Annotated in this window: 12 protein-coding genes; 4 read left to right on the top strand and 8 right to left on the bottom strand. The window is 72.0% G+C overall.

The features are described 5' to 3' along the window. Positions 1–321: 321 nt before the first annotated feature. The gene (locus ACIRQH_RS17960; RefSeq protein ID WP_388873703.1) at positions 322–903 is read left to right on the top strand and encodes an RNA polymerase sigma factor; all 582 of its coding nucleotides are present in this window, start codon (positions 322–324) and stop codon (positions 901–903) included. Then, positions 900–2,216 (top strand): BN159_2729 family protein, encoded by a 1,317-nt coding sequence (locus ACIRQH_RS17955; RefSeq protein ID WP_404226530.1) that lies wholly within the window; start codon positions 900–902, stop codon positions 2,214–2,216. The genes ACIRQH_RS17960 and ACIRQH_RS17955 overlap by 4 nt, the downstream gene beginning before the upstream one ends. A gap of 807 nt (positions 2,217–3,023) precedes the next feature. On the opposite strand, the gene ACIRQH_RS17950 is transcribed toward ACIRQH_RS17955, so the two are convergent. The 6 genes from ACIRQH_RS17950 to ACIRQH_RS17925 all read right to left on the bottom strand — a co-directional run bounded on the left by ACIRQH_RS17950 (position 3,024) and on the right by ACIRQH_RS17925 (position 10,699). After that, the gene (locus ACIRQH_RS17950) at positions 3,024–3,839 is read right to left on the bottom strand and encodes an SGNH/GDSL hydrolase family protein (RefSeq protein WP_358819126.1); all 816 of its coding nucleotides are present in this window, start codon (positions 3,837–3,839) and stop codon (positions 3,024–3,026) included. 210 nt (positions 3,840–4,049) lie between these two features. After that, positions 4,050–5,063, bottom strand: coding sequence for a hemolysin family protein (locus ACIRQH_RS17945; RefSeq protein WP_358819125.1), 1,014 nt, complete (start codon positions 5,061–5,063; stop codon positions 4,050–4,052). Then, positions 5,060–6,385 (bottom strand): hemolysin family protein, encoded by a 1,326-nt coding sequence (locus tag ACIRQH_RS17940; protein ID WP_388873695.1) that lies wholly within the window; start codon positions 6,383–6,385, stop codon positions 5,060–5,062. Before ACIRQH_RS17940 ends, ACIRQH_RS17945 begins: the two co-directional genes overlap by 4 nt. Before the next feature lie 256 nt (positions 6,386–6,641). Beyond that, positions 6,642–7,067: a GNAT family N-acetyltransferase gene (locus tag ACIRQH_RS17935; RefSeq protein WP_388873692.1), complete on the bottom strand. Its 426-nt coding sequence runs from the start codon at positions 7,065–7,067 to the stop codon at positions 6,642–6,644. Between the two features lie 121 nt (positions 7,068–7,188). Beyond that, entirely contained in the window at positions 7,189–9,756 is a 2,568-nt protein-coding gene (locus ACIRQH_RS17930) for an ABC transporter permease (RefSeq protein ID WP_404226529.1), read from the bottom strand. A gap of 7 nt (positions 9,757–9,763) precedes the next feature. Further along, a complete protein-coding gene (locus ACIRQH_RS17925; protein ID WP_404226528.1) occupies positions 9,764–10,699 on the bottom strand; it encodes an ABC transporter ATP-binding protein in 936 nt (311 codons plus the stop codon). A gap of 249 nt (positions 10,700–10,948) precedes the next feature. On the opposite strand from ACIRQH_RS17925, the gene ACIRQH_RS17920 reads away from it, so the two are divergent. After that, a complete protein-coding gene (locus ACIRQH_RS17920; protein WP_358816812.1) occupies positions 10,949–11,188 on the top strand; it encodes a toxin-antitoxin system HicB family antitoxin in 240 nt (79 codons plus the stop codon). A 4-nt stretch (positions 11,189–11,192) separates the two neighbouring features. Beyond that, entirely contained in the window at positions 11,193–11,567 is a 375-nt protein-coding gene (locus tag ACIRQH_RS17915; RefSeq protein WP_355867104.1) for a fic family toxin-antitoxin system, toxin component, read from the top strand. 17 nt (positions 11,568–11,584) lie between these two features. On the opposite strand, the gene ACIRQH_RS17910 is transcribed toward ACIRQH_RS17915, so the two are convergent. Both ACIRQH_RS17910 and bioD read right to left on the bottom strand, forming a co-directional pair. Then, positions 11,585–12,274, bottom strand: a complete 690-nt coding sequence (locus ACIRQH_RS17910; RefSeq protein WP_404226527.1) for a class I SAM-dependent methyltransferase — start codon at positions 12,272–12,274, stop codon at positions 11,585–11,587. Positions 12,275–12,445: 171 nt separating this feature from the next. Beyond that, positions 12,446–13,162 carry a dethiobiotin synthase gene (gene bioD / locus ACIRQH_RS17905; protein ID WP_388873679.1) on the bottom strand — a complete coding sequence of 239 codons (717 nt, stop codon included), beginning with the start codon at positions 13,160–13,162 and terminating at the stop codon, positions 12,446–12,448. Position 13,163: the final 1 nt, after the last annotated feature.

The following is a 13,163-nucleotide window of genomic DNA, read 5'->3' as shown; positions in this document are numbered from 1 at the left end:
CTACGCCTGTACCGCGAAGCAACTTGCGTACGTGTACGCAAGTTGCATATGTTGCATGACTGTGAGTTAGTCGCACGTATGCAAGTCCTGGTCGTGGGGACCTCTGCGCGCAGCGCCTCGGCATCGGCTCGATCACGTTGCGGAGCTGCGAGGCGACGGCGGGGGACACCGCGCGACCGCAAGACCCTCGCTCACGAGGCCCGGGCCGCCCGGCGCCCGGAGCCGGCCACGGCCGGAACACACCGTCACGGCATCCGCCGCCCGGCAGACCGTCGGCGCACCCGCCCACCACAGTTCATCCACTCATGAACGGAGTAGGCCTTGATCGCCGAGGCTAACGCCGCCACACCGCGGTCCGACACCAGAGAACCGGCCCTGATCGCTCGTGCCCTCGCGGGTGACCGGGACGCGTTCGGGGAGCTCTACGCACTGCACCACCCCGCGGTGCTCGCCTATGTACAACGTCGCGTGCGCAACCGGCAGGTCGCCGAGGACATCACGGGCGAGACCTTCCTCAACGCCTGGATGAAACGGGGCACTTTCACCTACCGCGGTGTCGGGTTCGCCGGATGGCTCATCACCATCGCGCGGAACAAGGTCATCGACCACTGCAAGAGCGCGCAGCGGCGGGAGTTCGTCGTCGAGGACATGCTCGGTTTCGACGAGGACCTCACCGTCAGCACCGAGGACACCGTGCTGATCGGTCTGGACGAGGAGCTGCTGCGCCAGGCACTCGGCCAACTGCGGGCGCCCCAACGCGAGGTACTCACCCGGCGCTTCCTCATGGAACTGTCGGTGCTGGAGACCGCCCGGCACATGGCGCGGACCGAGGGCGCGGTGAAGACCCTGCAGTTCCGGGCGCTGGCCAAGCTGCGCAGCGAGTACCTGGGAGTTGCGGCATGACCCCCGCGCCCGGGGGCCGCACCGCGGTCGAAGCGGAGCTCGCCGGTCAACTCGGCGCTTTCGCGCGGGAGTTCATCGCGACGCTGGACGCGCAGGGACGGCTGGTGGAGGTCGGCGGCGCCGGGGTCCTCGAACGACTGCGTACCCAGGTCGAGTCCTGGCGCAACGGCCCGGAGTCGTATCGGGTGGCCGTGGAGACGATCGTCGAGGACTGCGGCTACCCCAACGAGGTCGCGATGCGGATCGCCACCGCGCTGAACCGCAAAGGGCTGCTTCCCGGCGCCGAGGAACCCGAACCCCGGCACGACCGCGGCCCCGCGGCCATGCCGCTCCTCCCCCCTGCCCGTGGCGCCATCGTCCTGCACCTCGCCGACCGCGGCTCGGGACGCCCCTTCGCCGAGCACGTACACGGGAGCGGTCACGGCGAGGAGCCCGGTGCCGAGCGTGCACCCGAGAGCGAGTACGGCGGCAGGCGCGGGCCCGGGCCGAACCGCGAGAACGGGATCGAGAACGGAAGCGGGAACGGAAGCGCTGACGAGAACGCGAGCGAGGGCCCCGCCGGGCACGAGGCCGCGCACGGTCACGCGGTCGCGGTCGAGCCCGAGGCGACGCACGGACGGGAGACCGCGGCCGGCCACGAGGGGGCACACGCACACGAGACCGCGTCCGGGGCCGACGGCGCGCGCGGCACCGAGGTCGCCGTGGTGCCCGAGCCGGTACCCGAAGCGGTGGACGGACAGGTCCCACGGGTGCGCCCGGCCGCCGCGCGGTCCCGCACCGCCGGATGGGACACCGCCTCCGCCCGCGCGGTCTCCGTCGCCGCGACCCTCCAGTCCGAACACCTCGCGCGCCTGGAGGCCATGCGGATCACCGCGGACGGCGAGCGCGTCACCGTGGCCATCAAGGCCACGTGTCTGGCCGACTGGGAGTACTGGCTCGACGCGATCGGCGCGGCCCGCAACGTACGCACCCGCACGGCCGGGCACGCGCAGGTGGCCGCGGGGACCCTCGACGGCGTCGCGGTCCACCTCACCGCCCACGGTGTCCCCGAACTCCTCCAGGAGGCGAGCGACGCCGCGGCCGACCCCTTCTATCTCTGGGGGCGGATCTACGACCTCGGTGTGGGGCAGACCGACCGGTCCGACCGCGTCTGGCTGTCACTCGGACGGCGACAGGACGAGCGCGGGATGCCGCTGCTGGTCCTGCGCGGCACCGCCGGTCCGCCGTACCCGCTGGCCGCGATCGTCATGGCCCACGGACCACTGACCACCACCGCCCTGCCCGCCGCCGGCACCGACGGGGGCGGCGTGTAGTCGAGCGGCGCGATCGAGCCACCAAAATCTCCGCTCCGGGTGACTGTTTCTCACCCGTGCCCACCCGCACCTCTGCACCAGAAGAACCACGGCCATGCGTCCACCGGGCCGCCGGAACCCCGTACTGCACCTGGCCCAGACTCTCCCCGCGGGGCTGTAGGCGAGTGCGTCGGGCCTGGCCGGTTCTCTGCCTTCGCCACGCGGTGACGAGGTGGCGTCGGTGGGGCACATCCGCCCTGATCCGTCCACCGATGGTGTGACGGGGCGAAAAGGTACGAGTCCGTCGCCACGCCGTGCGCCCGTGCGGCCCGGCGGCGACCCGTCCGCCCCTTGCTGCCCAGGGGCGTACTTCTCAGGTCCCCGCATGAGTGCTTGGATGCTGAACCCGGCCGGGTCCGTCGGCCGGCCCGTTGCTCGCCATCCGATCCGGGTGGTGGGACGGCTCCTTTCCATGCTCCGCAAAGCTGAAGGGGTCGTCGGCTGGGCCCGGTGCTCACGCCGGGCCCAGCCGTAGTTCCCGGGAGCACGTGCCGCGAGCCGTCAGCGGGCGGCGCGCCGTCGAGCGCCCCCTGTGCGCCCTGTGGAGGCCACGGCGCGAGGCGGTAGCTTGCCTCTCATGCGGAGCATGGCCGCCGTGTCGCTCGACGGAGAGGCACGGCGGAAGCCGCCCGCGAACCGCACGTGACGAGACCGGCGGGACCCGGTACGGCGAGGCACCGGCGCTCGCCGCTCACGGACCCGCCCGCGCGAGGCGGCCTTTCCGGCTCCGTGCCCCGTGGACTCGTGCCTCGTGCGCCAGATACCGATTCAGCCCCCGTGCGCCGAATCCGCGCTGTGACCTCCCGTGACAGGACCTTCGAACGGCAGCAGGTCGGGGCGCTTCGACGGGCGGCCGTCGCCCGACGAGCGGCCCGTCAGTCGCCGTCCGATCCACGGCATCAGATGCTGCCGGGCGAAGCGTGCGTCGGCGGTGCGGCGGGAGAGGAAGCCGGGCAGGGTCGTGGCCCCCATCGGGGTGCGCCACTCCTGGTCCTCGCCTTCGTACCCGAGCGTCTGCCACACGGCCTCGGCGACCCTGCGGTGTCCCTCGGCGGTCAGGTGCAGCCGGTCCACGTCCCACATGCGCGGGTCCGCGAGCGACGGCGCCCCGTAGAGGTCGACCACCAGGGCTCCGTGCCGCTTCGCGAGGTCGTCGACGACGACGAACAGCTCCTCCATGCGCGGGCGGAAGCGTTCGAGGACCGGACCGTTGCGGGCCGGGCTGCGCATCAGGACGAGCTGTTCGCAGGCCGGGGCGAGCCGCTCCACGGCCTCCTCCAGGAGACCGCGGACGCGCCCCATGTCGACCTTGGGTCGCAGAGTGTCGTTCAGGCCACCGACGAGAGTGATCACGTCGGGCCGCATGGCGGCGGCGACGTCGACCTGCTCGGCGACGATCTGCCCGATGAGCTTGCCGCGCACCGCGAGGTTGGCGTAGCGGAAACCGGGGGCGCGGGCCGCCATCCGGGCCGCGAGGAGGTCGGCCCATCCGCGGTAGGAACCGTCGGACAACAGGTCCGACATGCCCTCGGTGAAGGAGTCGCCGACCGCGACAAGACTGGTGTAGGTGGCATTCGTCTGCATGGCGGGAAAGATGGTAACCCGAACACATACTCATCGGTCGGTCGGGTGCACCGGACAGGTCGGCCCGTTCAGCAGGGCCTGGTTCGCCCGGAGTCCGAGTCGGCCCCGCACGGGAGCACGCCCCGCCGCTCGGGGTGCCCGCCGCATGAAGGTGCCCGGCGGACAGTCGCTGTCCGCCGGGCACCCGGCACGTGTCCTGAAGGGGATGTCCTAGACCGGCTGTCCGAACAGCTCCCGCAGGACGTCCTCCATGGTCACCAGCCCCGCGAGCCGCCCGTCGCTGCCCATCACCGCCGCGAGGTGCGTACGGCTGCGGCGCATGGCCGTCAGGACGTCGTCCAGGGGAGTGCTCTCCCGGACCCGGGCGATGGGCCGCATGTCCTCCACCCGGAACGGCAGGTCACGCGGGATGGCGTCCAGCGCGTCCTTGACGTGCAGGTAGCCGAGGATGCGGCGGCCGTCGTCGACGACCGGGAAACGTGAGAAGCCCGATTCGGCCGACAGCCGCTCCAGCTCCTCGGGCGTGACGCCCGCGTGCGCGTAGACCACGCGTTCCACCGGGAGCACGACGTCGTGCACGGGCCGGCGGCCCAGTTCCAGGGCGTCGTGCAGGCGCTCCTGGGCCCGGTCGTCGATGAGCCCGGCGGCACCGGAGTCCTTGACGAGGCGGGCCAGCTCGTCGTCCGAGAAGGTGGCCGCGACCTCGTCCTTGGTCTCCACCCGCAACAGCTTCAGCAGTCCGTTCGCGAAGGCGTTGACCGTGAAGATCACCGGGCGCAGCGCACGCGAGAGGGCGACCAGCGGCGGCCCCAGGAACAGCGCCGTCCGCACCGGTTCGGCGAGCGCCACGTTCTTCGGCACCATCTCACCGAGCAGCATGTGCAGATACGTCGCGAGGGTGAGCGCGATGACGAAGGAGACGGCGTGGCCCGCGCCTGAGGGCACGCCCACCGCGTGGAACACCGGCTCCAGCAGATGCGCGATCGCGGGTTCGGCCACGATGCCGAGCACCAGGGTGCACAGCGTGATGCCCAGCTGGGCCGTGGCGAGGAGCGCGGAGACGTGCTCGAGCCCCCACAGCACACTGCGGGCGCGTCGGTCACCTTGCTCGGCGTGCGGCTCGATCTGGCTGCGGCGCACCGAGATCAGCGCGAACTCGCCGCCCACGAAGAAGCCGTTCACGACGAGCGTCGCGAGCCCGACCAGCAGTTGTACGGCGGTCATCGCGCGCTCTCCTCGGCGTCGTGCGGCGCGTGCATCAGCACGCGGGCGGCCCGCCGTCCCGAGGCGTCCACCACGTCGAGCCGCCAGCCGGTGGCCTCGACGGAGTCCCCTTCGGCGGGGATGCGGCCCAGCTCGGCCGCGACGAAACCGGCCAGGGTCTCGTACGGGCCGTCGGGCACCCGCAGTCCGACCCGGGCGAGCTGGTCGGTGCGGGCCGACCCGTCGGCCGAGTACAGGGCCCGGCCGTCGTCGTCCGTGCCGACCGGGGCGAGGTCGGGCGTCTCGTGCGGATCGTGCTCGTCACGGACCTCGCCGACGACCTCCTCGACGATGTCCTCCAGGGTGGCGACACCGGCCGTACCGCCGTACTCGTCGATGACCACGGCCATCGTGCGCTTGCCGGCCAGCCGGTCCAGCAGGCGGTCGACGGTCAGCGACTCCGGTACGAGCAGCGGCTCCCGCATGATCCGGGCGACGGGTGTCTGAGTCCGATCCTCGGCCGGGACCGTGAGGACGTCCTTGATGTGGGCCACGCCGACGACCTCGTCCAGGCTGTCCTGGTAGACGGGGAAGCGGGACAGCCCGGTCGCCCGGGTCGCGTTCGCCACGTCCTCGCAGGTCGCCCGCATCTCCAGCGCGATGACCTGGACGCGCGGCGTCATCACGTTCTCCGCCGTCAGGTCGGCGAGGTTCAGGGTGCGCACGAACAGCTCGGCGGTGTCCGCCTCCAGCGCGCCCTCCTTGGCGGAGTGCCGGGCGAGCGCCACCAGCTCCTGGGGCCCGCGCGCGGAGGCCAGCTCCTCGGCGGGTTCGAGGCCGAAACGCCGTACGACGTGGTTGGCCGTGTTGTTGAGGTGGGCGATGAACGGACGGAAGGCCGCGCTGAACCAGCGCTGCGGCGTCGCCACGCGCTTGGCCACGGCCAGCGGTGAGGAGATCGCCCAGTTCTTCGGCACCAGCTCGCCGACGACCATCAGGAAGAGGGTCGAGAGCGCCGTACCGATGACGAGGGCCACCGAGCGCGACGCGGAGGCCGGAACCCCGATCGACTCCAGCGGGCCCGCGATCAGCTTGGCGATCGAGGACTCGGACAGCATGCCGACGACCAGGTTGGTCACGGTGATACCGAGCTGGGCGCCGGACAGCTGGAAGGTGAGGTTGCGTACGGCCTTGAGGGCGCCCGAGGCGCCGCGCTCGCCGCGCTCCGCGGCACGTTCCAGTTCGCTGCGTTCGACCGTGGTCAGCGAGAACTCCGCCGCCACGAAGGCGCCGCAGGCCAGCGACAGCAGAACGGCCACCAGCAGCAGGAGAACTTCGGTCATCGGGTCACCTCCGTCCCATGATCGGCCAGGGTCGGGGGGATCGCGCGATGTCCGCGGCCGCCGTGAGGATCGCGGTGCCGGGTACTGGGAGGTTCGCCCATGGGCGGACGCTCACACCTTTCATAGGAGGACGGACTGTCCACCCAAGAGTAAAGGAAGGGCAAAGCGTTCTCCTCGGTGGCCCCCGTCCCTGATCAGTGACCAGGGGTGTCGCTGGGACCAGTCCGGTTCCCCCGACCGGTCCGGACGACACCCCCTACTCGCCGAGCGGCTTCACCCAGCGTCGCCAGTGCTCCTCGGGCGCGTACCCGGCCGCCCGCCACGCGTGGTGGGCCGACTCGTTCCGCCGCAGCACCATCGCGTCCCCACGCCGCCCGCCGAGCTCGACGAAGCGCTCCTCCGCGGCGGCGAGCAACGCCGAGCCGATGCCGAGCCGCCGCCGGTCCGGATGCACCGCCAGCCGGTACAGGTGGCAGCGCCAGCCGTCGAAGCCGGCGATCACGGTGCCGACCAGTTCCCCACCGCGTTCCGCCAGGAGCAGGGACTCGGCGTCCCGGGCGAGCAGCCGCTCGACGCCGTCGCGGTCGTCACTGATGCTCGTGCCCTCGGCGGCCGTCTTCCAGAAGGCGAGCACCGCGTCCAGGTCCTCGGGCGCGGCGGCCCGTATCCACAGGTCGGTCATGCGCCGATCCCATCACGCGGGCCGTGCGGAGGCACCGCATTCCACCATCCGGACGGCCATCGGCCGACAGTGCGCGGCCGGCCGGTGCGTAGGGGAGCCCGGTCGGCCGCCGGCCCGCCGGTCACTCGTGCGCGATGGCCGCCAGGACGTTCATCCGGGACGCCCGCAGTGCCGGGAGCAGAGCCGCGACGACGCCGACGAGCGCGGAGCCGACCACGACCGCCACGATCGTCGTCCAGGGGATGGCGAGTTCCTCCATCCCCTGGAGGGCCAGTACCCGCTGGACGCACACGCCCCAGACGAGCCCCAGCGCCAGCCCGAGCACGGCTCCGAACACGGCGATCACCACCGACTCCAGCCGGATCATCCGGCGCAGCTGGCGGCGGCCGAGTCCGATGGCCCGCAGCAGCCCGATCTCCCGGGTCCGCTCCACCACCGACAGGGCGAGGGTGTTGACGACACCGAGCACCGCGATGACGATGGCGAGCCCGAGCAGCGCGTACACGAGGTAGAGCAGCACGGCGATCTGGTCGTGCACCAGCTTCTTGTAGTCGGCCTGGTCGCGGACCTGTACCTGGGGGTACGGATCGAGAGTTTTTTCCAGACGGGGACGCAACCGGTCGGCGTCCGTGCCCGGGCTCGCGTTCACGTACAGCGCGGAGTCCTGCCCGCCGGGCACGTACTTCTCGACCGTGCCGAAGCCGATGACGAGCCCGCCCTGCATACCGAACCCGCCGCTGCCCGCCTGGTCGGTGAGGGCGCCCACGGTGAGGTCCGTCGTGCGGCCGGCCGGGAACTCGACGGGAATCGTGCTGCCCACCCGTACGCCGTGGTCCTTCGCGAACGTCGCGTCCATGGCGAGGCGTCCGTCCGCGAGCGCCGCCGCGGTGTCGCCCCGCGCGTACGTGATGTGGGCGACGTCGTCGAGCCGCCGGTCGTAGGCCGCCGCGGACGTCTCGATCCGCTTGCCGTCCGGCAGCCGGACGGCGATCGGGGTGAACCGCTGCCGGACGACGAGCCCCACGCCCTCCGTGGCGCGCACCTTGTCCGTCAACTCCTTGGAGAAGGGCACGAAGTTGTCGTTCTGCAGCACGAAGTCGGAGCCGAGCGTCTTGTCGATCTGACTGTCGAAGGACTTGCTCATGGAGGCGCTGGCCACGGACATCCCGCCGACCAGGGCCAGCCCCACCATCAGCGCGGCGGCGGTGGCGCCCGTGCGGCGCGGATTGCGCAGGGCGTTGCGCTGGCTCATCCGGCCGACCGAGCCGAAGAGCGCCGGGAAGGCGCCCCCGAGGACCCGGATCACCGGCCGGACCAGCAGGGGCCCCGCGATCACCGTGGCGGTCAGGGTCAGGACCACGCCGAGCCCCAGCAGGGAGGCGGACGTCGATGTCTTCGACGCGGACGCGCATCCGGCGAGCGCCGCCGCTCCGGCCAGCCCCACGACCACGCCCACGATGGCCCGCGTCCGCAACGGCTTCCCCACACCGGCGACTTCGGCGTCGGAGAGGGCGGCCATCGGGGAGACGGTCGCCGCGCGCCGGGCCGGCAGATAGGCGGCGACGAACGTGACGCCCACCCCGACGACGTACGACGCGACCGGTGTCGGCCAGCCGATCACCATCTCCGTGGACTTCAGGTTCATGCCGAACGCGGTCATCAGCTTGATCAGACCGACCGCGAGACCGATCCCCGCCGCGAGGCCGAGGGTCGAACCCACCAGGCCGAGGAGCAGCGCCTCGGTGAGCACCGACCGGCGAACCTGGCGGCGGTCGGCGCCGAGCGCTCGCAACAGGCCGAGTTCGCGGGTGCGTTGGGCGATCAGCATGGAGAACGTGTTGACGATCAGGAAGATGCCGACGAGGACGGCGATCCCGGCGAAGCCGAGCATCACGTACTTGATGATGTCCAGGAAGCCGCCGAGCTGCTCGGCGGACGACTCGGCCTGCTCGTCGGCGGTCTTCACGTCGTACTTCGCGGCGCCCAGCTCGGCGGCGATCCGCCGCTTGACCGTCGCGTCGCTGACGCCCTCCGTCGCCTCCACCGAGATGCTCGTGGCGGCGTCGGTGGATCCGAGGAGCTTCGTCTGCGCGGTCGGGGTGTCGAGGAAGAGCAGCGCCGCACCGGGGTTCGTGGTGGTGAACGTGGCGATCCCGACGATCCGCACCTCGAACGACCCGGGCTGCGCCTGCACCGTCAGCGTGTCCCCGATGCCGAGGTGCTTCTTGTCGGCGGTGTCGGCGTCGAGCAGCGCCTCGCCGTCGCCCTTCGGAGCGTGTCCGGAGGTCAGCTTCACCGGACTGCGGTCGGTGACCTGCCAGTCCGTGACGATGGTGGGGGCACCGGTCGTCGGGCCGACGGACTTGTTCGCGCTGTCGACGACCGGGGCGTTCTCGACGGAGGCGTCGACACGGGCCGCGGCGACTCCCTCGACCTTGGCGATCCGCTCCGCGAGCGAGGCCGGCACGGTCTCGGTGGCCCCGGTCGGCAGCTGGGAGTTCAGGTCGTTCTTCGGTTCCACGGTCACGTCGGCCGAGGTGGAGGCGAAGAGCCGGTCGAACGTGCGGGTCACCGTGTCCGAGAAGATGAGGCTGCCCGCGACGAACGCGACGGACAGCACGATGGCGAGCGCCGACAGGAGCAGCCGCCCCTTGTGCGCGAGAAAGCTCCGCAGGGTCGCCTTGAGCACAGCCGCCTCAGTCCTTGTCGAGGGTCACGTCGGCGGAGCCGGCCGCAGGGGAACCGTTTTCGGAGCCCACCGGGGGAGACTTTTCGCCGGAGCCGCTCCTGGCTGTCGGGTCGCCGGACCCGCCGGTGTCCGCCGCGGTGCCGTCGGGTTCGCGGCCGTCGTAGGTCACGCGGACCGTGTCGAAGCGCTTCATCCGCTCCAGCACGGCCTCCGCGGTCGGCCGCTGCGTCTCGTCCACGATCCGGCCGTCCGCGAGAAAGAGCACCAGGTCGGAGTGGGCGGCCGCACCCGGATCGTGCGTGACCATGACGACGGTCTGGCCCAGTTCGTCGACCGCCTCGCGCAGGAAACCGAGGACCTCGAGTCCGGCGCGGGAGTCCAGGTTGCCGGTCGGCTCGTCGGCGAAGATCAGCTCAGGCCGTGAGGCGAGCGCCCGCGCACAGGCCACGCGCTGCTGCTGGCCGCCGGAGAGCTGGGCGGGCCGGTGCTTCAACCGATCACGCAGTCCCAGCGTGTCGATGACCTGGTCCAGCCACTGCCGGTCGGGCTTCTGGCCCGCGATGTCCATGGGCAGCGTGATGTTCTCCGCGGCGTTCAGCGTCGGGATCAGGTTGAACGACTGGAACATGAAGCCGATCCGGTCCCTGCGCAGCCGTGTCAGTTCCTTGTCCTTCAGCCCGGTGATCTCCGTGCCGCCCAGCCACACCTGTCCGGCCGAGACGGTGTCGAGCCCCGCCAGACAGTGCATGAGCGTGGACTTCCCGGAGCCCGACGGGCCCATCACGGCGGTGAACCGGCCGCGCGCGATGTCCACGTCGACCGAGTCGAGGGCGAGCACCGCGGTCTCGCCCGAGCCGTACGCCTTCGTCAGCCCGCGGGCGCGGGCGGCGATCCCGTCCCCCTCCGCGCGGCCGGGTGCCTGCTCCGCAGCAGCTGTGGACAAGGCCGCCTCCTCCGTGTTTCGACGTCCCGAATCCCTCGTCGCGCCCGAGCGTAGTGTGACGGCGGGCACACCCGGTATCCCCCTTGAGTGCCGGATGCCCTCCGCCCCAGGTCGCGCTCCGGGCACGGATGTAAGGGGCACTCTCCACCCGTGGTCGCCGGGGCCCGTGGTGGCCACGGCCGCCCTTCCGGGCCCCCGGAGAGGCCGGCCCTCTTGCCGGTGCTAGCGGTTCCGCGCTAGCTTCGAAGGATGGCGAAGACTCAGCTGAACGTCCGGGTGGAAGAGGGCACGGCCCGAGCCGCCCGTGAGCGAGCCCTGGAACGGGGGATGAGCGTGAACCGCTACATCGAGGAACTGGTCCGGCAGGACACCGGGGAGGTGGGTCACACGTTCGTGGACGCCGCCGCCGATTTCATGAAGCAGTACGAGTCCGTGTTCGCCGAGGAGTTCGGCCCGGACCGTGAAGGCACCCGCGAAGGTCGTCGTTGATCCGTTGAGCAGTCTCAGAGTCGACCTTGCCTGGCTCCTCATGATCGCCGAACAGAAGACACCCGGAGATCCCCAGGTCACCGACTGGGGAGCCCTCGTCGCCGCGGTCAGCCGGCACGAGGCGGAGATCTTCGGCATTCCCGTCTACGACAGTCCGCACGCCCGCGCCGCCGCGCTGCTCCAGCTCCTGCTGCACGTCCCGGCGCTCGAGCGTTCCAACGCGATGTTCGCCTCGGCCGTCGCGTACGCCTACCTCGTCGCCAGCGGCCTGAAGGTCGTGACCTCGCCCGAACAGGTGCGGGAGCTGGCCCGTCTGGTCAAGAGCGGGGAGGCCACCGTGCACGAGATCACGCACGAGCTGCGCCGCTGGAGCCTGTAGCGCGCACGTCGTGGTCCCTACTCCGCCGGTCGGTACGCGGAGCCCAGGACGCAGTACGAGGTGGGCAGCCTCATCCCCTTCTCGGGCATGAACAGCCTTCGGTACGGGCCCAGTTCGAAGCCCGCTTCGCGCAGTGCGGAGACCGGGTCGCGGGACAGGTGGCAACCGCCGGCCAGCCGGGGCCACACCGTGCGGTCCAGGCCCCGCTGCGTCGACCGCATCACCGGTCCGCCGCCGCTGCCGTGCTCGAAGAACCGCACCGTGCCGCCGGGGCGCAGCACCCGCCGCACCTCGGCGAGCGTCCTCGGCACGTCCCGCACGCTGCACAGCACCAGCGACAGCACCGTCGCGTCGTACGCCTCGCTCTTGACCGGCAGGGCCTCCGCCGCGCCCGGCGCCACGTCGACGGGGACCTCGCAGCGCAGTGCCGCCTCCACGGCCAACTGCCGCAGCAGGCGCTCGGGTTCGATGGCGACGACTTCCGACACGGTGCCCGGATAATGCGCGAAGTTCAGCCCGTTGCCCGCGCCGATCTCGATGACCCGGCCGGACAGGCCGGCGAGCAGCCGGTCCCGGATCCGGCCCATGCCCAGCCGGGTCTCGGCGCCGACGCTGAGGCGGGCGTAGGAGCGGGCGAACACCGGATGGTGCACGGCGTCCGCCGTCACCTTGCCGGAGCGGGCCGGACGCAACGGCTTGAACGGCATGACGGGCCTCCCGGTAGGACGGGTCCTACCGGAATTGTCCCCCCGCCGGGTCCGTCGCACGCGCCGGACGGCCCACCCGCCCCCACAGCGGCTCCGCGCGGGAAGACCGCCGGACCGCGGGCCGGTCCGGAGCGATCTCCCGGGACGTCCGCGCGTCCGGCCCGCAGGGGCTCAGGCCCTGTTGGCCGCGGCGAAGGCGTCGGCGTTCCAGCGTCCGCCCAGACGCGGATCCAGCCAACCCGGGGCCCCCGCACGGAAGTCGGCGGGAGACCGGCCCCCCGCTCCCGCCGGGACCGCACCCAGCAGCGGCGCACCGCACACGGCCGGCAGGTCCGCGAGGTTGCACCGCATGGCCAGATCCGGCGCGTCCGGCCAGCTGCCGATGACGACACCGGCGAACTCCAGCTCACGGGACCGTAGCTCACGGGCCGTCAGTTCCGTCGCGTTGAGCGTGCCGAGGCCGGCCGGCGTGACGACCAGCACGGGTGCGTCGAGCATCCGGGCCGCGTCCGCCAGCGTCCCGTCCTCGTCGTCGAAGCGGACCAGGAGACCGCCCGCGCCCTCGACGAGCACCAGGTCGTGCTCGGTGGCCAGTTTGGCCGCGGCCTCGGCGACATCCCGCGGCGGCACCGGCGCGAGGCCGGCCCGCCGGGCGGCGGTGGCCGGCGCCAACGGCTCCGGGAAGCGGCCGAGTTCGAGCGTCGTGACGGCGCCCGCGAGCCGCGCGGCCTCGTCGGCGTCGCCCCGCTCTTTCGGTCCCACACCGGTCTGCGCCGGCTTCAGTACGGCCACCGACCGTCCGGCCGCGAGCGCCGTGGCGGCGACGGCGGCCGTGACGATCGTCTTGCCGACCTCCGTGCCCGTTCCCGTGATCACCAGTACCGGCATC

It is taken from the genome of Streptomyces sp. NPDC102279 (genome assembly GCF_044766365.1).
Lineage (GTDB): Bacteria > Actinomycetota > Actinomycetes > Streptomycetales > Streptomycetaceae > Streptomyces.
Note: the sequence above shows the minus strand (reverse complement) of the source record. Positions and strands in the feature narration are given on the sequence as shown.